This window comes from Pseudarthrobacter sp. NPDC058329 (genome assembly GCF_042879835.1).
GTDB lineage: Bacteria > Actinomycetota > Actinomycetes > Actinomycetales > Micrococcaceae > Arthrobacter.
In genome coordinates this window covers 1-20,020 of record NZ_JBHVZR010000019.1, presented here as the reverse complement: position 1 = coordinate 20,020, position 20,020 = coordinate 1, and the positions used below count along the sequence as shown (strand labels likewise).

General features: G+C 65.2%; 17 protein-coding genes. 10 read left to right on the top strand and 7 right to left on the bottom strand.

Annotated features, from left to right (window positions below):
* Positions 1–13: 13 nt before the first annotated feature.
* The gene (locus tag ACFVYC_RS19185) at positions 14–2,158 is read right to left on the bottom strand and encodes a putative bifunctional diguanylate cyclase/phosphodiesterase (RefSeq protein ID WP_387553247.1); all 2,145 of its coding nucleotides are present in this window, start codon (positions 2,156–2,158) and stop codon (positions 14–16) included.
* 176 nt (positions 2,159–2,334) lie between these two features.
* Positions 2,335–2,604, bottom strand: coding sequence for a GlsB/YeaQ/YmgE family stress response membrane protein (locus ACFVYC_RS19180; RefSeq protein WP_387553245.1), 270 nt, complete (start codon positions 2,602–2,604; stop codon positions 2,335–2,337).
* A gap of 233 nt (positions 2,605–2,837) precedes the next feature.
* Here ACFVYC_RS19180 and ACFVYC_RS19175 point away from each other — a divergent pair, with 233 nt between their 5' ends.
* Positions 2,838–3,704, top strand: coding sequence for an HAD family hydrolase (locus ACFVYC_RS19175; protein WP_387553243.1), 867 nt, complete (start codon positions 2,838–2,840; stop codon positions 3,702–3,704).
* On the opposite strand, the gene ACFVYC_RS19170 is transcribed toward ACFVYC_RS19175, so the two are convergent.
* Both ACFVYC_RS19170 and ACFVYC_RS19165 read right to left on the bottom strand, forming a co-directional pair.
* Positions 3,701–5,080, bottom strand: coding sequence for a UDP-glucose dehydrogenase family protein (locus ACFVYC_RS19170; RefSeq protein ID WP_387553241.1), 1,380 nt, complete (start codon positions 5,078–5,080; stop codon positions 3,701–3,703). The genes ACFVYC_RS19175 and ACFVYC_RS19170 overlap by 4 nt on opposite strands.
* Complete coding sequence (locus ACFVYC_RS19165; protein ID WP_387553239.1) at positions 5,077–6,234, bottom strand: glycosyltransferase family 4 protein; 1,158 nt, start codon at positions 6,232–6,234, stop codon at positions 5,077–5,079. Before ACFVYC_RS19165 ends, ACFVYC_RS19170 begins: the two co-directional genes overlap by 4 nt.
* A 249-nt stretch (positions 6,235–6,483) precedes the next feature.
* Here ACFVYC_RS19165 and ACFVYC_RS19160 point away from each other — a divergent pair, with 249 nt between their 5' ends.
* The 6 genes from ACFVYC_RS19160 to ACFVYC_RS19135 all read left to right on the top strand — a co-directional run bounded on the left by ACFVYC_RS19160 (position 6,484) and on the right by ACFVYC_RS19135 (position 13,907).
* Complete coding sequence (locus tag ACFVYC_RS19160; protein ID WP_387553237.1) at positions 6,484–8,034, top strand: sugar ABC transporter ATP-binding protein; 1,551 nt, start codon at positions 6,484–6,486, stop codon at positions 8,032–8,034.
* Entirely contained in the window at positions 8,031–9,080 is a 1,050-nt protein-coding gene (locus tag ACFVYC_RS19155; RefSeq protein ID WP_387553235.1) for an ABC transporter permease, read from the top strand. Before ACFVYC_RS19160 ends, ACFVYC_RS19155 begins: the two co-directional genes overlap by 4 nt.
* Positions 9,073–10,182 carry an ABC transporter permease gene (locus tag ACFVYC_RS19150; RefSeq protein WP_387553233.1) on the top strand — a complete coding sequence of 370 codons (1,110 nt, stop codon included), beginning with the start codon at positions 9,073–9,075 and terminating at the stop codon, positions 10,180–10,182. The genes ACFVYC_RS19155 and ACFVYC_RS19150 overlap by 8 nt, the downstream gene beginning before the upstream one ends.
* 30 nt (positions 10,183–10,212) lie before the next feature.
* Positions 10,213–11,271, top strand: coding sequence for a rhamnose ABC transporter substrate-binding protein (gene rhaS, locus ACFVYC_RS19145; protein WP_387553231.1), 1,059 nt, complete (start codon positions 10,213–10,215; stop codon positions 11,269–11,271).
* A gap of 81 nt (positions 11,272–11,352) precedes the next feature.
* Positions 11,353–12,810 carry an arabinose isomerase gene (locus ACFVYC_RS19140; protein ID WP_387553229.1) on the top strand — a complete coding sequence of 486 codons (1,458 nt, stop codon included), beginning with the start codon at positions 11,353–11,355 and terminating at the stop codon, positions 12,808–12,810.
* 218 nt (positions 12,811–13,028) lie between these two features.
* Positions 13,029–13,907, top strand: a complete 879-nt coding sequence (locus tag ACFVYC_RS19135) for a DUF2382 domain-containing protein (protein WP_387553227.1) — start codon at positions 13,029–13,031, stop codon at positions 13,905–13,907.
* 281 nt (positions 13,908–14,188) lie between these two features.
* Here the strand turns inward: ACFVYC_RS19135 and ACFVYC_RS19130 are convergent, their stop codons facing one another.
* On the bottom strand, positions 14,189–14,650 hold the full coding sequence (locus ACFVYC_RS19130) for a DUF4383 domain-containing protein (RefSeq protein WP_387553225.1): 462 nt from the start codon (positions 14,648–14,650) through the stop codon (positions 14,189–14,191).
* Positions 14,651–14,805: 155 nt separating this feature from the next.
* On the opposite strand from ACFVYC_RS19130, the gene ACFVYC_RS19125 reads away from it, so the two are divergent.
* On the top strand, positions 14,806–16,119 hold the full coding sequence (locus ACFVYC_RS19125; RefSeq protein ID WP_387553223.1) for a DUF6350 family protein: 1,314 nt from the start codon (positions 14,806–14,808) through the stop codon (positions 16,117–16,119).
* 50 nt (positions 16,120–16,169) lie between these two features.
* On the opposite strand, the gene ACFVYC_RS19120 is transcribed toward ACFVYC_RS19125, so the two are convergent.
* Positions 16,170–16,601 carry a hypothetical protein gene (locus ACFVYC_RS19120; protein WP_387553221.1) on the bottom strand — a complete coding sequence of 144 codons (432 nt, stop codon included), beginning with the start codon at positions 16,599–16,601 and terminating at the stop codon, positions 16,170–16,172.
* Between the two features lie 39 nt (positions 16,602–16,640).
* Between ACFVYC_RS19120 and purN the strand changes: the two genes are divergently transcribed.
* Both purN and ACFVYC_RS19110 read left to right on the top strand, forming a co-directional pair.
* The gene (purN, locus tag ACFVYC_RS19115) at positions 16,641–17,213 is read left to right on the top strand and encodes a phosphoribosylglycinamide formyltransferase (RefSeq protein WP_387553219.1); all 573 of its coding nucleotides are present in this window, start codon (positions 16,641–16,643) and stop codon (positions 17,211–17,213) included.
* A gap of 75 nt (positions 17,214–17,288) precedes the next feature.
* Positions 17,289–18,287, top strand: a complete 999-nt coding sequence (locus tag ACFVYC_RS19110) for an endonuclease domain-containing protein (protein ID WP_387553217.1) — start codon at positions 17,289–17,291, stop codon at positions 18,285–18,287.
* Positions 18,288–18,330: 43 nt separating this feature from the next.
* On the opposite strand, the gene ACFVYC_RS19105 is transcribed toward ACFVYC_RS19110, so the two are convergent.
* A complete protein-coding gene (locus ACFVYC_RS19105) occupies positions 18,331–19,506 on the bottom strand; it encodes an exodeoxyribonuclease VII large subunit (protein WP_387553215.1) in 1,176 nt (391 codons plus the stop codon).
* Between the last annotated feature and the right edge of the window lie 514 nt (positions 19,507–20,020).

Sequence of the window (20,020 nt, the reverse complement as noted above, 5' to 3'; positions counted from 1 at the left end):
CCCTGAAGGCCCGCTACCTGGCCTTCACTGCGTTAAGGGCTTCCTCGGCGTGGCGCAGGGCGTACTCCAGCCGATCACCGGGCTCCGGCAGTGAGAACAGATATCCCTGCAGGGAATCACACTCCAGTGCCGTGAGGTAGTCGGCCTGCGCTGTGGTCTCCACTCCTTCGGCCGTCACCGTCAGGCCCAGGCTGTGGGCCATGTTGATCATCGAGCTGAGGATGGGCAGCCGCTCGGCGCCCGTGCGGACCATCGACACAAACGTCTTGTCGATCTTCACCGTGTCCACCGGCAGGTCCTGCAGCCGGCCCAGCGAGGAATAGCCGGTTCCGAAGTCGTCCAGGGCAACCCGGGCTCCCGAGTCCCGCAAGGTGCTGAGCTGCCTGATCAGGTTGCAGTCGGCGTCGAAAAAAACGCTCTCGGTCACCTCAATCACCAACTGGTAGGCGGCCACTCCGCTGGCCTGGGCAAGGCGGAGCACCTGGTCGGCGAAATCCGGTTCCTGCAGCTGGACGCCGGAAACGTTCACGGACAGGGACCGGGACGGGTCCTCACTGAGCCAGGACGCCAGCTGCACCATGCCAAGGGCCATCACCTCCGCGCCGATCTCGCCGATCAGCCCCGTGCGTTCAGCCAGCGGGATAAAGATCGACGGCGGTACCCGCTCGCCGCCCCTGTCCCACCTCGCCAGCGCCTCGAACATCACAACCTGGCCCATGCGGTGTGAGACAATCGGCTGAAAGTCCACCGTGATCTCGCCCTGCGCTACGGCCAGCTGCAGCCCGCCTTCCATGTCCGTCCGCTGCACCAGGGCCGCCATCATGTCCGGGTGGAACCTCAGGAAGCGGTTCTTGCCGGCGGCCTTCGCTGCGTACATGGCGATGTCAGCCCGGCGCAGGAGTTCGGAGGCCCCCACGTTTTCCTGGCCCAGGGACGCGAGCCCCAGGCTGAGGCTTGGCCGGAGCACGGTGCCGTTGATGGTCACCGGCACATGCAGGCAGCGGACAATGCAGGCGGCAATGGCATCCGCGTCCGGGCAGGCCGTCAGCAGCACCACGAATTCATCGCCGCCGAGCCGGGCCACCACGTCCGCGGAGGGGACGCAGCCCCGCAGCCGGCGGGCCACCTCAACCAGCATCTCGTCGCCGGCCTGGTGCCCCAGGATGTCGTTGACTTCCTTGAAGTCGTCCAGGTCCAGCAGGAGGACGTCCACAGCCTTCAGCCGTGGCTCAGCGACTGCTTCCGCCAGTCCGTCATTGAAGACAGACCTGTTGGCCAGCCCGGTGAGTGGATCCTGGAAGGCCATGGTGCGCAGCTTCTCCGCCTGGGCGGCGAGGTCGAGCATCGCCTGGTGCGCCTGCTCCTGGGCTTTGCGCCGGGGAGTCACATCCCGGAAGCTCCACACCCGGCCAACGATCTTCTCGCCCACCCGTTGAGGACGCGAGTACCGCTCGAAGGTGCGGCCGTCCTTAAAGTCCAGTACGTCGTGGCTTTCGGCCGCCGGGTTATCCTCCAACTCGCCGATCCTGCCCATAAACGCCACCGGATCCACCAGCTGTGCGACGACGAGACGCATGACGGGTTCCTCGCTGTCGCCTTCCATAAGCTCCGGCGGGATATTCCACATGGTCACGAACTGATCGTTGTACCCGGCCACGTGTCCCTGGGTACTCATCACCAGAATGCCGTCGGCCGTGGACTCCAGGGTGGCCGTCAGCAGGGACATCGCCTCGCGCAGGTCGTCGTCCGCAGCCTTCCGGTGCGAGGTGCCGCGGACGGACAGCAGTAGGGCCGTTTGGGTGCCGGGGCCTTCATGGTCGGAGTCCGGGACCAGTGATGCGGCCACCTCCGCCGAAAACTCGGTTCCGCTGCTGTGTACGCCGTAAATCTCCCGCGGCTGGGGGTGTTCTCCGGGTTGCTCCAGGAGCTGGCGGAAGAGCCCGTCCACTTCGTCGCGGAAGCCCTCCGCGAGCAGCGTCTGATGTTTCCGGCCCGCCAGGTCTTCCCGGCTGGCCCCGAAAAGCCTTTCGGCGGCGGCGTTGGCCATGGTAATGGTGCCGTCCGGCGCCAGGGCGAGGAGCGCGTCGGGGCTGGCGTCCAGCATCGCGCTGAATGCCTGCACTGTAAGACCGCTGCCGTGGCTTTGCGGATTGGCCATGTCACTACCCCCTCGCACATCATAAAGTGCCGATGCCGGAAAATGGCGGGTCCTGCCGAAGCAGTTTTCCTGCGGCGGTTGCAAGGCCGGGGACCTGCCGGTGCGGAGGCACGCAAAAGCGCCGCCCTCCGCATGCGGAGAACGGCGCCTGGCTCTTGAGGAAATTTGTTTCGCGGCTACACGCGGCGGTGGCTGCGGTTGGTGACTGCCCCGTAAATAAGCAGTACGACAATGGACCCCAGAATTGCCAGGAGCCAGGTGCGGATATCGAAGAATTCAGCCAGCCCGCCACCGAAAATCAGCGAGCCGATCCAGCCGCCCAGAATGGCGCCTACAACGCCGAGGACCATGGTGATCACCCAGCCTCCGCCCTGACGGCCCGGCAGGATGGCCTTTGCAATAGCTCCGGCGATCAGGCCCAAAATGAGAAATCCTAGAATGCCCATGCTGTCACTCCTTAATCAGTTAAGTTGTGCCGGGCCCCCATTTCCGGTTCCATAATTCAAGCAGTGTGCCTACTACACTTCAAGACTTATTTATCACGGGATGACTGTCAGTTTGGCCGGCCGGAATGCGCCTTTCCCCGGGCCGGCAGGGCAGCGCGGGGATCAGGGACTCCGGCGGCTTGGGCGCTCTTCGATAGAGTGGATTGTCCCGCCACCTACCTAGGAGCTCCGGCATGTCCAGCCAGCGAACCGTCCGTCCCCGCGCCGTCTTCCTTGACATCGACGGCACCTACGCGGACCACGGAGTGGTCCCGGAGCCCCACGTGGAAGCCGTACGGGCAGCGCGCCGCCGCGGCCACCTGGTCTTCGTCTGCACCGGGCGGCCGCTGTCCATGGTCCCGGAACATCTCCTCGACGCCGGGTTTGACGGAATCATCACCGGCGCCGGTGCCCGAGTGGACCTGGACGGGGTGGTGCTGAAGGACACCCGGTTCAGCCAGGACCTGGCGGCACGCATCGTGGACACGCTGGACGCCAACAACGTTGCCTACATCCTCGAGGCGCCGGAAGCGCTGCATGGAAGGACCGGTGTGGACGAACGCCTGCGGCGGGTGCTCACGCCCGTGTTCGCCGGCAGGTCCCAGCACGACGGCGTCCTCAGCACGGACGTTGATCCCGTGGAAGACATCCTGGGCCCGGTGCAGTACAGCGACAACCTGCGGGGCGCCTCCTTTGCCAAGATCTCCTGCTTTGACTCCCCGGTTCCGCTGACCAGGCTGATGGGCGCAATCGGCCCGGCGGTGGGACTCATTCCAAGTTCGCTGTCTGCGCTGGGCGACTCCGCGGGGGAGATCTTTATGGCCGGAACCCACAAAGCGGTGGGAATCCAGGTGGTGGAGAAGCACCTGGGCCTGAAGCGGGAAGACATCGTGGCCATCGGCGACAGCGCCAATGACATCGAGATGCTTGAGTATGCGGGCGTCGGCATTGCGGTGGAGGACGGCCACCCCAAGGTGCTGGACGTCGCCGACCGGTTCACGCCGGGCCCGGCCGGCAACGGTGTGGCGCTCGCCTTCGCTGGGCTCGGACTCCTGAACTAGCGCTGGGAAACGGCCCCCTCCACAGCCTGCACCCCGGCGCTTCCTGTCCCGAGGCCGCGCACCACCCAGCCTTCAGCCTGCCAGGACGCAGCGTCCAGCGCGTTCCGTGCGTCCAGCACCACCCGTCGTCGTACCAGCCCGCCCGCGACGGCGGGGGAGAGCTGGCGGTACTCGTCCCATTCGGTGAGGAGCAGGACCAGTTCGGCGCCCTCGAGTGCCCGCCCGGTCGAGGCCTCAAACCGGAGGCGGGGGTAGCGCCGCCAGGCGTGGTTGACGGCCTTGGGGTCGGTGACCGTCACGTGTGCACCGGCAGCGGCCAGGCGGTCGGCAACGTCAAGGGCCGGGGAGTCGCGTATGTCGTCCGTGTCGGGCTTGAACGACGCCCCCAGCACGGTGATTGAGCGCCCAGCCAGGCTGCCGCCGCACAGTTCCTGGGCGAGGTCGACGGTCCGCCCGCGCTGGCCCAGGTTCACGGTGTCCACCAGCCGCATCCAGTCATCCACGGCAGCGACGCCGAGGGTTGAGGCCTGGGACCGGAAACTGCGGATGTCCTTGGGCAGGCAGCCGCCGCCGAACCCCAGCCCGGCGTGCAGGTACCGCCCGCCGATCCGGGGGTCCATGCCCATCGCCTCGCTCAGCTCCGCCACGTCCGCGCCGGACGCGTCGCACAGCTCGGCCATGGCGTTGATGAAGCTGACCTTGGTGGCCAGGTAGGCGTTTGCCGCCGACTTGATGAGTTCCGCAGTGGCGAAGTTGCAGACCAGCCGCGGAATCCCGGCCGCAAGCAGCGGCTCATAGACGGCGTCCAGGGCGGCCGTCACGCCGAGCGGCGCGCCGGTCCGGAGGTTGAACGCGGCGGCGCGGCCGCCGTCAACGCCGTACACCAGCCGGTCCGGCACCAGCGAATCCTTCACCGCGGTGCCCTGCCGGAGGAATTCAGGGTTCCAGCCCAGCAGCACGTCCGGGCGTGCGGCCAGCACGCCGCGGAGCATGTCCACAGTGCCCACCGGGACCGTGGATTTTCCGACGACGACGGCGCCTGCCGCCAGATGCGGCAGCAGGGCTTCCGCTGCGGAGACCAGGTAGGTGAGGTCGGCTGCGTCGGACGTTTTGTGCTGCGGGGTGCCCACGCACAGGAAGTGAACCTGTGCGCCCTTGGCGGCGGCCGCCGCCGTGGAGAACGTGAGCCGGCCCGTTGCCAGCCCGTCCTGCAGCAGCTCGTCCAGCCCGGGTTCGTGGAAGGGGGCCGCACCGCGCGCCAGCTGGGCAACTTTGCCGGGATCGACGTCGATTCCTACCCCCGTGTGGCCCATGGACGCCAGGGTGGCGGCGTGCACCGCGCCGAGGTAGCCGCAGCCGATGACGGAAATTTTCATAGTTCCGCTCCTGCCCGGGCATCGGTGGACGGTTCCGCTGCCTCCAGCGCCATCACTTGTTCGTAGTGGCGGACCAGCTGACCGCAGAGTGCGGGCCACGTTTTGTCCTGCACCGACGCGTGGGCTGTTGCTGCGAACGCGCGGCGTTTGGCGTCGTCGCCCATTAGGTCCAGGACGTGGGCGCGCATGGCGGAGAGGTCCCCGGGTTCGTAAAGCCAGCCTGTCCGGGAGTTCTCCACCAGGTCCAGGGGACCGCCGCGGCCCGTGGCCACCACCGGAACCCCCGAGGCCATGGCCTCCTGGATGGTCTGGCAGAACGTTTCGAACTCGCCGGGATGGACGAACAGGTCAAAGGACGCCACAGCGCGCGCCAGCTCGTCGCCGCCCAGGAATCCGGTGAATACCGCGTCCGGCAAGGCATCTTCCAGTATTGCCCGCTGGGGTCCGTCGCCCACAATGACCAACCTCGTGTTGGGGATTCCGGCCAGGGCAGCCAGGTCCTCCACCTGCTTCTCCACGGCCAGCCTGCCCACGTAGCCGATGATCCTCTTCCCGCCGGGGGCCACGGAAGCCCGCCACCCGTCGTCACGCTTCTCCGGCGAAAACCGCGCCGTATCCACGCCACGCCGCCACATCTGCACCCTCGGGATGCCGCGGCCGCGCAACTGGTTCAGCGCGAACGTGGAAGGCACCAGGGTGCGGGTGGCGAGAAGGTGAATGTTTTCCACGCGGTTCCAGGCCCAGTTCTCCAGGAACGGCACCCCGTACCGGGCCGCATAGCTGGGAACTTCGGTCTGGTAGATGGCCACGGTGGGGATACCCAGCTGGTGGGCGGCCTGTGCCGCCCGCCAGCCGAGGACGAACGGCGAGGCCAGGTGGACGACGTCCGGTGCGTAGTCGGCAAGGATTCGCTTGACCCGGTACACACCACCCATCGCCACCCGGACGTTTGTGTAGCCCGCCAGAGGCACCGCCGGCAACCGGTGGATCTCAGCGCCCCTCACGCGGTCCGGCGCTTCCCCGTCCAGCGTGGAGGGCGCGATGACCAGGACGTCGTCGCCCCGGTCCTCGAGGTGCTCCAGCACGCGCAGGATGGAATGCGTAACGCCATTCATCAGTGGCAGGAATGATTCAGCAACTATTGCGATCCTCACCCCTTCACGGTGGGCGCGCGGTGTTGCCGCGCGGGGGACCGGATGTGACGCCGGGGGAAAGGTTTGGGAAACAACAGGACTGCCGCCGTCGCTGTTTGAACTCCTGTTTGAACACGGATCAATCACGAATGCTCCGGCAGCGGCGGATTCTATTGACCCTGCCGTTTGGGCGGACTTATGATTCAGGTCACGTGGATGTTGTGAAACGATTCATTAGCGAAGCATAGACCTCAGAGACGCGGTTCATTTATGCAGCAAGATCGCACTAACCTTCCGGAGCCCGGACAGGGAATCCAGCGCGGCGAGCCGGTGCTCTCGCTGACCGGGGCCGCCAAGACCTTCGGCCCCGTGGTGGCCCTTGCAGACGGCACAGTGGAAATCCGGGCCGGGGAGATCCACGCGCTCGTGGGGGAGAACGGCGCCGGCAAGTCCACCCTCGTGAAGATCCTCGCGGGCCTGTATCACCCGGACTCGGGGGACTTCCGGCTCAGCGGCGAGCCGGTGCACTTTCGGAGCGTCGCGGAGAGCAAGGCCGCCGGGATCTCCGTTATCTACCAGGAACCCACCCTGTTCCCGGACCTCACGGTGGCGGAAAACATCTTCATCGGCCGGCAGCCCAAGGGCCGGTCGCGCCTGATCAGCCGTGCGGAGATGCGGCGGCAGGCCACCGAACTGTTCGAACGGCTGGGAGTGCCCATCGATCCGTCCCGCGTGGCGGAAGGGCTTTCCATTGCGGACCAGCAGATCATCGAGATCGCCAAGGCCATTTCGCTGGATGCCACGGTGCTGGTGATGGACGAGCCCACCGCCGCGCTCAGCGGGGTGGAGGTGGACCGGCTCTTTGCCGTGGCCCGCGCGTTGCGGGACAAGGGGACCGGCATCCTGTTCATCTCCCACCGTTTCGATGAGGTGTTTGACCTCTGCGACCGGATCACCGTGATGCGGGACGGCCGCTACATCGCAACGCACCGGACCGCCGAAGCCACCGTGGAAAAGATCGTCCGCGAGATGGTTGGCCGGGACATCGGCACGCTGTTCCCCAAGGCCGAGGCGGAGATCGGCCACACGGTCCTGAAAGTTGACGGGCTCAGCAGGTCCGGGGTTTTCCGGGACATCAGCTTTGAGGTCCGGGCCGGTGAAATTGTTGCCCTCGCCGGCCTGGTGGGCGCCGGCAGGACCGAGGTGGCCCGCGCAGTCTTTGGCATCGACCCCTACGACTCGGGGCAGATCCGGGTGGAGGATAAACCGCTGAAGGCCCGGAACCCCCAGGCTGCCATCGCCGCCGGCCTCGGCTTTGTGCCGGAGGACCGCCGCAAGCAGGGCCTGGTGATGAACCTGTCGGTGGCCCGGAACGTGACGCTCACGCTGCGGAACAAGTTTGTGACGGCCGGGCTCATCAATGGCGGCAAGGAACGCGCGGCCGCCAAGGACTGGAGCAAACGCCTGCAGGTCAAGGCAGGGTCCCAGGAGCACGCCGTCTCCACGCTCTCGGGTGGCAACCAGCAAAAGGTGGTGCTGGCCAAGTGGCTGGCCACAGATCCCAAGCTGCTCATCATCGACGAACCGACCCGCGGCATCGACGTAGGCACCAAAAGCGAAGTGCACCGCCTCATCTCAGACCTCGCCGGCCGCGGCATTGCCATCCTGATGATTTCCTCCGAGCTCCCCGAGGTCCTGGGCATGGCGGACCGGGTCCTCGTGATGCGCGAGGGACGGATTACCGCCCGGCTGGACAGGGCGGACGCGGACCCCGAGTCAGTGATGCACGCGGCCACCTCCCAGGCAGGAGTTACGGAATGAGTGCCACCGTCAAGCACGAGGAAAAGCGCACGACGGCGGGCCGCGCCGGCGGCGGCAGCGGCGGGGTCGGTGCACTGCTGCGGCTGCGTGAACTCCCCGTCCTGATTGCCCTGGTCCTGCTGGTGCTCATCACCTTCCTGAACAATCCGCTGTTCCTTTCCCCGCAGGGAATCAAGGACCTGCTCCTCAACGCCACCATCATCGTGATCCTCGCAGCCGGACAGACCCTGCTCATCATCACCCGCAACATCGATTTGTCCGTCGGCTCCATGCTGGGGCTCGTGGCTTTCGGCACGGGATCGATCTTCGCCGCACTGCCCAACCTTCCCATCCTTGCGGTCCTGCTGCTCGGGATGGCTTTCGGCGCCCTGCTCGGCATGGTCAACGGCTTCCTGGTGACGGTGGCCAAGGTGCCGGCATTGGTCATCACCCTGGGCACCCTGTACGTGTTCCGCGGCTTGAACAACGCCTGGGCCGGCGGAAAGCAGTACTTCGCCGGGGACAGGCCGGAGGCCTTCGGGGCACTGTCCGTGGACACTGTGCTGGGTTTCCCCATCATCACCCTGCTGGCCATTGCGGTGGTGGCGGCGGTTGCGGTGTACATGGCCGGCACCCGTCCCGGCCGTGACCTGTACGCCATCGGCTCCGACCCGGAGGCGGCGAAGGTCCTCGGCATCAAGGTGTCCCAACGGGTGTTCCTGGCCTTCCTGGCCAACGGGGCGCTCGCCGGCCTCGCCGGGGTGCTCTACGCCAGCCGCTTCAACTCCGTGGGCGCCACCACCGGGACCGGGATGGAGCTCGATGTGGTGGCGGCCGCGGTGGTGGGAGGGGTGGCGATTTTCGGCGGCAGCGGGACCGTCGCCGGTGCGGCGCTGGGCGCCCTGCTGCTGACCACCATCACCAGTTCCCTGACCGCCCTTCGGGTGGACAAATTCTGGCAGCAGGCCATCGTGGGCATCCTGATCCTCACCGCCATCGTTATTGACCGCCTGGCCAGCCTGCGGACGGCCAGGAAACTGCGGATAAGCGAGGCACGGAATGTCTGAGACCACCACTCCCGGCGGCACGCCCGCAGCCGTGCCCGTGGCGGACAGTACCAAGCCGCTGGCCACCGAGCCGAAAGGCAGGACTGGAGCTGCACGGATCCTGGCCAGCCGGGACGCGATCACCATCTACGTGCTCCTGGCCTTCCTTATCTATGCCGCTATCGCTATTCCGCGCTTTGCCTCGCCGGTGACCACGGGCTTCCTGCTCCTGGATGTCATCCCCGTCCTGCTGATCGCCATGCCCATGACACTCATCATCGTCACCGGAGAGATCGACCTTTCGGTGGCAAGCATCGCCGGGCTGACCAGCGCCTTGATGGGCGTACTCTGGGCGGGCGGACTGGACATCTGGCTGGTCCTGGCCCTCTGCCTGCTGGCGGGGATAGGTGCCGGCATGTTCAACGGCTTCCTGATCGCCGTCCTGGGCCTGCCCTCGCTGGCGGTCACCATTGGCACGCTGGCCCTTTTCCGCGGCCTTGCCCTGGTGGTCATCGGGGACAATGCGGTAGCCAACTTCCCCCGCCCCCTCACAGCCTTCTTCACCTCCAAGCTCGGTGCCACCGGCATCCCCACGGTGATGATCGGCGTCGTGCTCATCATGGTGTTCTTCGGCGTCCTGCTCCACTTCACGCCCTTCGGGCGCGGGCTGTACGCCATGGGCTACAGCAAGGAGGCCGCCAACTTCGTGGGCATCAACGTGGGGCGCAGCAAGTTCTGGCTGTATGTGGCCTCCGGCGCAGTCTCGGCCCTGGCCGGAATCTACTGGACGCTGCGATACACCAGCGCCAGGAGCGACAACGCCTCGGGGCTGGAACTGGCCGTCATCGCTGCCGTGCTCCTTGGCGGTGTCTCGATTTTCGGCGGCAAGGGCACCATACCCGGCGTGGTTGCCGGTGTCCTGCTGATCGGCAGCCTGAACTACGCCCTGCGCCTGGGGCGGGTGTCCGACGTCGTACTCATCACCGTGACCGGCCTGCTGCTCATTTTCTCCGTGGTGGCGCCGAGCATCGGTGCTGCCGTCCGGGAATGGCAGCACAACCGGCGGGTCCGCCGGAGCTTCAGCCGGGGCATGCCCGCCGGCAGCGCGCCTGATCGAACCTAGAACCGACCGCACAAACGGAAAAGGAAAACAATGATGTTGAACCGAAAAAACACCGGCAGGCGAGCACACCTGGCCCCGCTGGTGGCCATCACTGCGGCCGCAGCCATGGCCCTGACGGCGTGCAGCGGCGGCTCCGGAACAACGGGGGAGACCTCCGCGGCTGTGCAGGAGCAGAAGATCACGTTCATCCCCAAACAGCTGAACAACCCCTACACCGACGTCGTCCTCGGCGGCGGCAAGGACGGCGCCCAGGAAGCAGGGTTCGCCTCCTCCCAAGTGGTGGGCCCCCTCGAAGCCTCGGCGTCCAGCCAGGTCTCGTTCATCAACGCCGAAACCCAGGCGGGCACCAACGTGATCGTCATCGCCGCCAATGATCCCGACGCCGTCTGCACGGCCTTGGGTGAGGCCCGCTCCGCCGGTGCCAAAATTGTAGCGTTCGACTCTGACGCCAACCCTGACTGCCGTGACGTGTTCATCAGCCAGGTGGTGGCCAAGGAAGTGGCGCTGATCCAGACCAAGCTGATCGCCGAGCAAATCGGCGGTTCCGGTGAAATAGCCATTCTTTCCGCCACGGCAAACGCCACCAACCAGAACGAGTGGATCAAGTTCATAGAGGAGGACCTGGCCTCCAACCCGGCCTACAAGGACATCAAGCTGGTGGCCAAAGTCTACGGCGACGACGACGACACCAAGTCGTTCCAGGAAGCCCAGGGCCTGCTGCAGGCACACCCTAACCTGAAGGGCATCATTTCGCCCACCACCGTGGGTATCGCCGCCACCGCCCGGTACCTCTCCACCTCGGCCTACAAGGGCAAAGTGGCGCTGACCGGACTGGGTCTGCCCAACGAGATGCGGCCGTTCGTCAAGGACGGGACCGTCAAGGAGTTTGCGCTCTGGGATCCCGCCCAGCTCGGCTACATCGCGGCGTTCGCCGGCAAGGCCCTCGTGGAGGGGAAGATCACCGGCGCCCCGGGCGAGACATTCACCGCAGGGGAGCTGGGTGACCGGACGGTTGAAGAAGGCGGCCTGGTTATTGTTGGCCCGCCGACGGTTTTCAACGCCCAGAACATCGACCAGTACAACTTCTAGCATTGCGGGGGACGGGCGGGCTCCTACAGCCGCCCGTCCTGCCGCGCCCGCACCGGACCAGACGCGGAATGGAAGGACAGCATGCCCACCAAAAGGAACGCTGCCGCCCTGCTGAAGCCCCATCGGCGGCGGCCCACCCGCATTGGTCTGGTGTCTGGAGGTTTGGGTGCCTACTGGCCTCAGTTCCCGGGACTCCTGCCGCAATTGGAGAATTCAGCCCGGTACGTCACCTCGCGCTTCCGTGGTCTGGACGCGGAGGTTGTTGATGCGGGATTCGTCTCCGATGCCACCCAGGCGGCTGCCGCGGGGGAGAAGCTTCGGCAGGCTGACTGCGACCTGATCGTCATCTTCCTCGCCACCTACCTGACCTCCTCCATGGTGCTGCCCGTGGCCCAGCGCTCCGGAAGCCCGGTGCTGGTCATCGACCTTCAGCCCACGGAGGCGATGGATCACGCGAACTTCGATACCGGCGCGTGGCTCGCCTACTGCGGCCAGTGCCCGGTTCCGGAGGTGGCCAACGTCTTCCGCCGGGCAGGGATCGAATTCCGGTCCGTCTCCGGGCATTTGAAGCAGGAGTCCGCCTGGGAACGGATCAACCAGTGGGTCCATGCCGCGGGCGTGCGCGCCAGGCTGCGGAACGCGCGGCACGGCCTGATGGGGCACCTGTATCCGGGCATGCTGGACGTCGCCACCGACCCTACCACCGTCTCCACCACCTTCGGATCGCACGTGGAAGTGCTCGAATTCGATGACCTGCGCGAGCGCGTCACTGCGGTGACCGACGCCGAGGTGTCCGGGCGGCTCGCCCTGGCGCGGGAACTGTTTGTGCTTGATGAGTCCGTCAACGGGGACGAGTTCGCCTGGGGCGCCAGGGTGTCGGTGGGCCTGGACCGGCTGGTGGAGGACTTCGACCTGGACTCGGTGGCCTACTACCACCGGGGACTTGCCGGGGAGCAGCATGAGCGGTTGGGCGCCGGAATGATCCTGGGCTCCTCCATCCTCACCGCCCGCGGAATCCCCATGGCGGGGGAGTATGAGCTGCGGACCTCCATCGCCATGCTGGCCGCCCAGGCCATCGGTGCGGGCGGTTCCTTTACCGAGATCCAGGCCCTGAACTTTTTCGACAACGTGGTGGAGATGGGGCACGACGGGCCCGCACACCTCGCCGTCTCGTCAAGGGATCCACTCCTGCGCGGCCTCGGCGTCTACCATGGCAAGCGCGGCTGGGGGGTTTCCGTGGAGTTCGACGTCCAGCCCGGTCCGGTCACCACCTTCGCGGTGGGCCAGGACCCCGACGGCAGCTACGTCTTTGTCACCTCGGAAGGGACAGTAGTTCCGGGCCCGTTGCTTGCCATCGGGAACACCACCTCACGGGTGGACTTCGGCGGCGATCCCGGCCTTTGGGTGGACCAGTGGAGCCAGTCCGGAACCGGCCACCACTGGGCGCTCTGCCTGGGTCACAGGGCGGCCGACATCAAGGCTGCCGCCTCCCTTCTGGGCATCGAGCACCGGCACGTTTCACTCCGCCCGGAGCCGTGACTTTTTTCCGGCAAAACGGCTCGTCAGGACCTTTTTGCTGCGTCCATCACAAAAAAATTACTAAGTAGACTTCCCTTTTGATGCTAAGCATGCTTACGGTATGGGGGCAGTCAGCGGAAAGCCTTCAGCAGAGGGGGCGGAGGCCGAGTACCGGAAATTCGGTGCCGGACATCCATTGCTGGCTAGACCCAGCGCAACGACACATCCAAGGAGACGTCATGCTCAACAGGGAAAACATTGAAAGCCTGCTCAACAAGGGCGGCAACGTGATCGGTTCAGATGGCGAGAAGATCGGTCCGATCGGACAGCTTTACGCAGATGACGACACGGGCGAGCCCACATGGGTGACGGTCAAGACGGGGCTTTTTGGCACTTCCCAGTCATTCGTTCCCGTCGAAGGCGCCCACAACCAGGGCGACGACCTGGTGGTTCCGTACAGCAAGGAGCACGTCAAGGACGCCCCGCGCGTCGACGTCGACGGACACCTCACCCCCGAGGAAGAGGACCGCCTGTACTCGTACTACGACCGCGGTGCCCGGACGTATTCCGACGCCCGTGACGACACCCGGAACGACGTGGATCTGCAGGGCGACGCTGACCTGAACGCCGGCACCCCCAACGCGGGCACCGCGGGCTACGCATCAGGCACCGGCGCCGCCGGTCACGCGTCCGACCGCGACACGGTGGGCCACGACACCTCCGGGCCCACCACCGATGACGCCATGACCCGCTCCGAAGAGCAGCTCCACGTCGGCACCGAGCGTGAAGCTGCCGGCCGGGCCAGGCTCCGGAAGTACGTCACCACGGAAAACGTCACCAAGACGGTTCCCGTGCAGCGCGAAGAGGTCCGCCTGGAGCGGGAGCCCATCACGGACGCCAACCGCGGAGCGGCCCTTGACGGCCCGGACATCAGCGAAGAGGAACACGAGGTGATCCTTCACGAGGAGCGCCCCGTGGTGCAGAAGGAAACGGTTCCGGTTGAGCGCGTCCGCCTGGACAAGGACGTTGTCCAGGAAGACGTGACGGTCAACGAGGAAGTCCGCAAGGAGCACATCGAAGCCGACGGCGACGGCGTCGACCGCGACCTGCGGCGCTGACGCTCACCGCCAGCCTGCTGAAGCGCCGTTGAACGGACCGGCGCTGACGCAACCGCACAGCGCAAGGCGCCGGGAGTCCACTTGGGGGCTCCCGGCGTCGTTGTGCATGCGGAACTTTCCATTTTTGCCGGGCCAGCCTGCTGCTGGTGCGGGCCGGCCGCGGAATGCTGGCGCAGCCGCACATACAGCGGCGACTGCACCAGCCAGTAGGACGAATATCTTCAGAACTTAGGGTTCTTCTCTCATTCGCGGCTCCTGTTTCCCGGTTTACGGATTCCGGGCTATGCCCTGTTGGCGGCCGAATTCCGCGAGAACAGCCAGCCAGCACCAATCATCACGATGCCCAGCACCAGGTGGGTCCAGTTGTCCATCATGTTCAGCGACAGGAAATTAGCCGCTGAATCCACTCCGACAATGAGCCCGAAGATAGCCAGGACGATGTACAGCGCGCCTGCTCCCAGAAGGAAGTTCCGTGCACCGTGTTCTGTGCGGGACATGGCCCAGCCGGTTGCGCCGATGGCCAGCTGCACGATGTTGAGCAGCATGGACACCTGGAACAGCCCAAGGAACATGGCATGCGAAGCCGGTCCGAGGAACATCAGTTCGCTGTACTGTGTGGTGACCCCGGGGATGAAGCCCAGGACACCCACCAGCATCAAAACAATACCCACACCCATACCCGCGTTTTGGACGTCTGCCCGCCCAAAGTGAACGCCGTGTGCATGTGGGGATGCGGTAGTCATTATTTTGCCTCCAACCACTAATGTGGACGGTTAAATTTTACGGCGGTCCTCAGGGAAAAGCGCCGGTGCAAGGCCCCATTGCCCACGCAGCCGGCTCCGGGGTTGCGCCTGTCGGTCACGGGCCGGGCCGGGCCGGCGTGACACCATGGACAACGATGAAACTGCGCGCTGATCAGACCGGAGACCGTGGCCTTCCCATGCCCTTGTGGCTGCAGGGTGCCCTCGAAACGGCCCAGGCAGCCATCATTTCCGCGCTGGTGGTGCTTGCTCCGATTCTTGCCGTCTGGGCAACCGCCGGATTCCAGGACAGCGCCGTCGACTTCCTCGCGCGCCTGGCCGGGCAGTCCTGGCTGCTGGTCCACGGCGTTCCCCTGGAACTCACCGCCGCCGGATCGGACACCGCCGCCGCTTCCGGGGCCGGGCTGCTCACGCTCATCCCACTCGGCCTGACGCTGATCCCTTTCCTGCTGGCCTGGCGCGCCGGCCGCCGGCTGGCCCGGGCCTCCTACACGGACCAGCTCTGGCAGGCACTCCTCGGGTCCTGGGTGGTGTACTCGGCCTTTGGAACGGCGACAGGCTTTATTTGCCGCACGCCCGACGTCGGCATCAATGCATGGCACGCGATGTTCATCCCCCTCATTCCCTACGCCCTGGGCATGGTGATCGGCGCCCGGCGTGAAGCAGGGTCCTGGAGCCGGCTGATCGGCGTCGACGCTGTGGACTGGATCTCCCGGACCAGCCAGCACTCGCGCTGGGCAGGCTCCTACCTCGCCTCGGCGGGAAAGGCCGGTTGCGTGGCGGTGCTTTCGGCCCTGGCGCTGGCCGCGCTCCTGCTCGCCGTTGATCTTTTTATCCACTGGAACCTGGTCCTTGCGGTCTATGAAGCGCTCGACGCCGGCGCGGTGGGAGGTGCCGCCCTCACCATCGCGCAGCTGGGCTTCCTGCCCAACCTCGTGGTGTTTGCGTTGGCCTGGACGTCGGGCTCCGGCCTGGCCATGGGCGTCGGTTCCCAGGTGGGCCCGTTGGGCACTGCCGTGGGTCCGCTGCCCTCGATTCCGGTGCTGGCCGCCATCCCGTCCGGCTCCCTGGAGTACGCCTTCGTTGCCCTGATCGTCCCGGTCCTGGCCGGTGTCCTGGCGGGCTGGTGGTTCCTCCGTGAAGGAGAGAACCACTTCGACGAGTGGCTCGCCATCAAGATCCGGGCCCGCTGGTTCACAGCCACCGTTTCAACCCTGGTGCTCGGCGCGCTGTGCGGACTGGCCGCCGGGCTGCTGACCGCCTGCCTGGCGTGGCTTGCTGGCGGCTCGGCGGGCATCGGGCGCCTCACGGACATCGGTCCCGACCCGTTTTGGACGGGAGTCTGGCTGGCCGCCGAAGTGGGCGCCGGCGTCGTGATTGGCTACGCGGCCGGACCGTGGCTGGAACGGGAGCAGGCGGCAACGGAAGAGGACGCAGAACTGGTCCGGTAGTTGCCGCTGCGGTTCCGCTGGGCGGCGGGGAATTGTCTTAGGCGACTGCCCTAGGGGAGCTGCGAGGGAAGTGATTCTTCCAGCTGTATCCGGCATGCCGACTGCGCCTGGTCCGTCAGCGCCCGGCCAACACAGGCCTGGTACTCGCGAACGTCGTTGAAGAACAGGGCTGTGACCAGGATCAGAAGCACCATGATCGCGGACACCACCAGTCCCGATATGGTGCCGATCAGGACGAGCCGGGACTCCTTCCGCCGTGCCGCCCGGACCAGCAGCACCACGCCGAGGGCAATGCTGGCGACTGTCAGCAGTGCCGTGAGCCACAAGTAGCTGACGTCCAGCTGGTAGACGAAGAAGGCCCCGAGCACGGCCACCACGAAAATCCGGAACAGGGTGTGGGTCTTTGCGAGCGAGGCCTTCGCTTCCTCGCTGAGCGGCTGTTTTGTGCGCTGCCGCCCAGCCGGTTCCGGTGTGGTGTTCATGTTTTCCAGCCTACGCGAGCCTGCCCATAAGCTAGTGCCATGCGTATCGTCGTCCTCGTTTCGGGAACCGGGTCCAACCTCCAGGCAGTAATTGACGCGGTTAAGGCAGGGGAACTCGACGTCGAAATCGCCGCCGTCGGCGCCGACCGGCCGGGTACCTTCGGGGTGGAACGGTCCGCGGCAGCAGGCATCCCAACGTTCGTGGTGGACTTCAAGGCCTACCCGGACCGGGCTGAATGGAACGCCGCGCTGACCGAGGCCGTCGCCGGGTTCGAGCCGGACGTGGTGGTTTCCTCAGGATTCATGCGGATCGTCAGCCCGGAATTCATTAACGCGTTCGGCGGCAGGTACCTCAACACGCATCCTGCGTTGCTGCCCGCGTTTCCGGGCGCCCACGGTGTGCGGGACGCGATGGCGTACGGCGTGAAGGTCACCGGCTGCACCGTGCACTGGGCCGACGCCGGGGTGGACACCGGGCCAATCATTGCCCAGGAAGCCGTGGTCATCGAGGAGTCCGACACCGAGGAAAGCCTGCACGAGCGCATCAAGGTGGTGGAGCGCAGGCTGCTGGTGTCCACCCTGGGATCCCTCGCCGCCGCCCCGCCCAACTAGCTCGCACTTGTTGTCGTTTTGACCCCCGAAAACGACAACAACTGCCAGTCAGTTGACGTAGGGTGCTCTTGGCCTGTGGATAACCGCCGCAAGGGGGTGCAGGTTTGCAACGATATGTTCGTGAAAACCCCACGTCGGCTTCCAGAACCGCTCGCGAGCGTGCCATTCACCTTTCGAGAAGCGCTCGACGCCGGCGTGAGCTTCAGGAGGCTGCGTCACCGCGAGCTTCATGCACCCAGCCGCGGCATAAGGGTTCCGGATTTAGGTGCTTTGGCCTGTCCGGAGGTTACAGCTGTGCCCGAGGTCGTGCGCCCTTTCACTAGGATCACGGCATTTTGCGCTGCGTCACACGCAACGGTTTTCACTTTCTGGCAGTTTCCGGGTTATCTGCCCGGACTGGATGATTCCCGTATTCACATCACCCGTCCTGACACGATGGCGATACCGCGCCGCAGGGGCGTCGTCGGCCACGTGGGGCAGTTCTTTGACGACGAGATCGTATGCGTGGACGGGTTGCTGGTGACGAGCAGGCCACGGACCTGGCTGGACAACGCCAGAAGGATGAGCGTCGAGGAGCTGACCGTAGTTGCGGACCACCTTGTGCGGATTCCGAGGGCTGCATTCGAATTCAGGACGCAGCCTCACTGCACACTTGAGGAACTAGCTGACATGCTGGACCGGCACAAGGGAACTCCCGGAATCCGGAAAGCCCGTTTAGCACTCGACCAGGCGCGCGTGGGCGCCGACTCTGCGCCTGAAACGCGTTTGAGGCTTGCGCTTGAGGACGCAGGCCTCCCTGAACCTCAACTGAACCTGCCCACCGAGCTGTTTGCCGGCGTGGTACGGCAACCCGACTTGAGCTATCCGGAATACAAGGTTGCCGTGGAGTACGACGGCGACGGGCACTCCTCCGCCGGACAGATCGTCCGCGACATCGCGCGTGAGGAGGACTTCAGCCGTACAGGCTGGCTCCTCGTCAGGATTTCCAAACGTCATATGCAAAACGAAGCCCGTGGCGCCGTGTCGAAAGTCCGGGCTGCACTGTCAAATAGAGAATGGTCACCTGACTGCTAGGGGCCGGTGCCGGCTCATGCAACATCGGTGAGTCCAGTGGGAGTCAGCGAGGCATATGGTATCGGAGCTGCCGGAGCTTCCGAATTGTTCGTACCGTCTTGACGGCAAATCGCCAGGAGTCCAAGTCCCCGGGCGGTTTTTTCATTCCCGACACGGATGGCAGTCCTATAGCCCTTCTTGCCCGCCGGTGCCACACGAGTAGCCCAACACCCGTTACGACAGCTGCCCCAGTGACGAGCCAATCCGGGACCGTATCGTGGCTGGACTGAAATTGGGCCAGGACCGTGTCACCGAACAGCACGAGCCCGGCGATGGCCACGAGAATTGCCGCCGACGCCATACGCGAGATGAGTTTTACTCGGGCCTCCGCCGTTTCCAAGAGGTCCTGTGTGTGAAGTCGAAATGCCACATGCAATCCGGCATCTGTTTTCGCTTGCTTTCGTTGCGCCGCGTCAACGGCTTCCCACGCGTCGGCGCAGCTCTTTTCGAGAATCCTGATTTTGTTCTCCAGCAAGACACTAGCGGCATCTCTGGCCGTCAGTTCTGCTTTTCGACGCTCCCTTGCGGCTGTGTCCCGGGCAACTTTCTTCTGCTGCCATTGGTGAAAGTTCAGATCGTTAGCTATTGCTTCAGCCGCGGCGGTCGGCGTGGTGAAGGACAGCTTGGCAGCCCGATCGGCCACTGAAATATTGGCGTCATGCCCCACCGCTGTTGCAACAGGGACGGGCGACTTTTGAATTGCCAGGGCCAGGTCCGCACGCTGATAGCCGCGGAGCCAGCTCCAATGGCCGCCACCCTGCACCAGAAGAACCAAGTCCAATTTCAGACGCCGTGCCTCTTGGAGGTGCGCCTGAAACGCAGCTATGTTCGGACCCGAGGTCCAAGAAATGCTTCGGTAAATGACCTCAGGCGTGGAACCTGCATTGTGGGAAAGTCGACGTTTCAGATCTCCAATTCCTTGCGCGTTGGAAGGGCCCAGAACCATGACGCGTTCTGGACTGACGCCAATATCCCTGAACGCATTCTGCGGATTGTCATGCGAAAATTTCTTGCTGAGACGGCTGCTGGGAACACCAGCCGACCGAAGCGCGGCCATTGCCCTTTTGTCCTCCCCATAGATTTCACCCCGACGGGAGAAATCGGGTTCGATCTGGGTAACCCTCACGCCGACAGTGCCTTCGGCGTTTACCCACAGGGTTCCTTCGATGGTGAGCACCATGCCCTCCGACATTGCTTGTTCCAATGACGAACCGCTGCGTCGTAACCTCGTGTCGAGTCGCGGGACCACATCCTCCCAGACGACGCAGGGGAGATACTCCACCCCTTTGGGAGACACGGATGCGAGGTCGAATTTCCACCTGTTTCCCGACACACGTGGAGCCATACACTCACCCTGCATCGCGAACTCACCGCGCCGAATACGGTCGCTTACCCAGCCACGGACTTCGCTGACAGAACGTTGAGCTGAACTTGAGACAAGTGATGTTTCGTATGGACTCACGGGACCCCCCGGTTTGGCCGGAGACGGCCTCCGGCGTTCGTGCCGGAGCTTACCGACCTCCCCCGACATCCACGAGTCAACTGTCCAGGCGATGAGCAAAGTAGCCCGCAGTTGTTGTCGTTTTGGTGGGCCGCAAAAACAACAAAATCGAGCGAGGTGGGGGGGGGGGGGGGTGGTGGTGGGGGGGGGGGTGTTTGTGCGGGGGGGGGAATGGCAAAAACACCCACCCCCC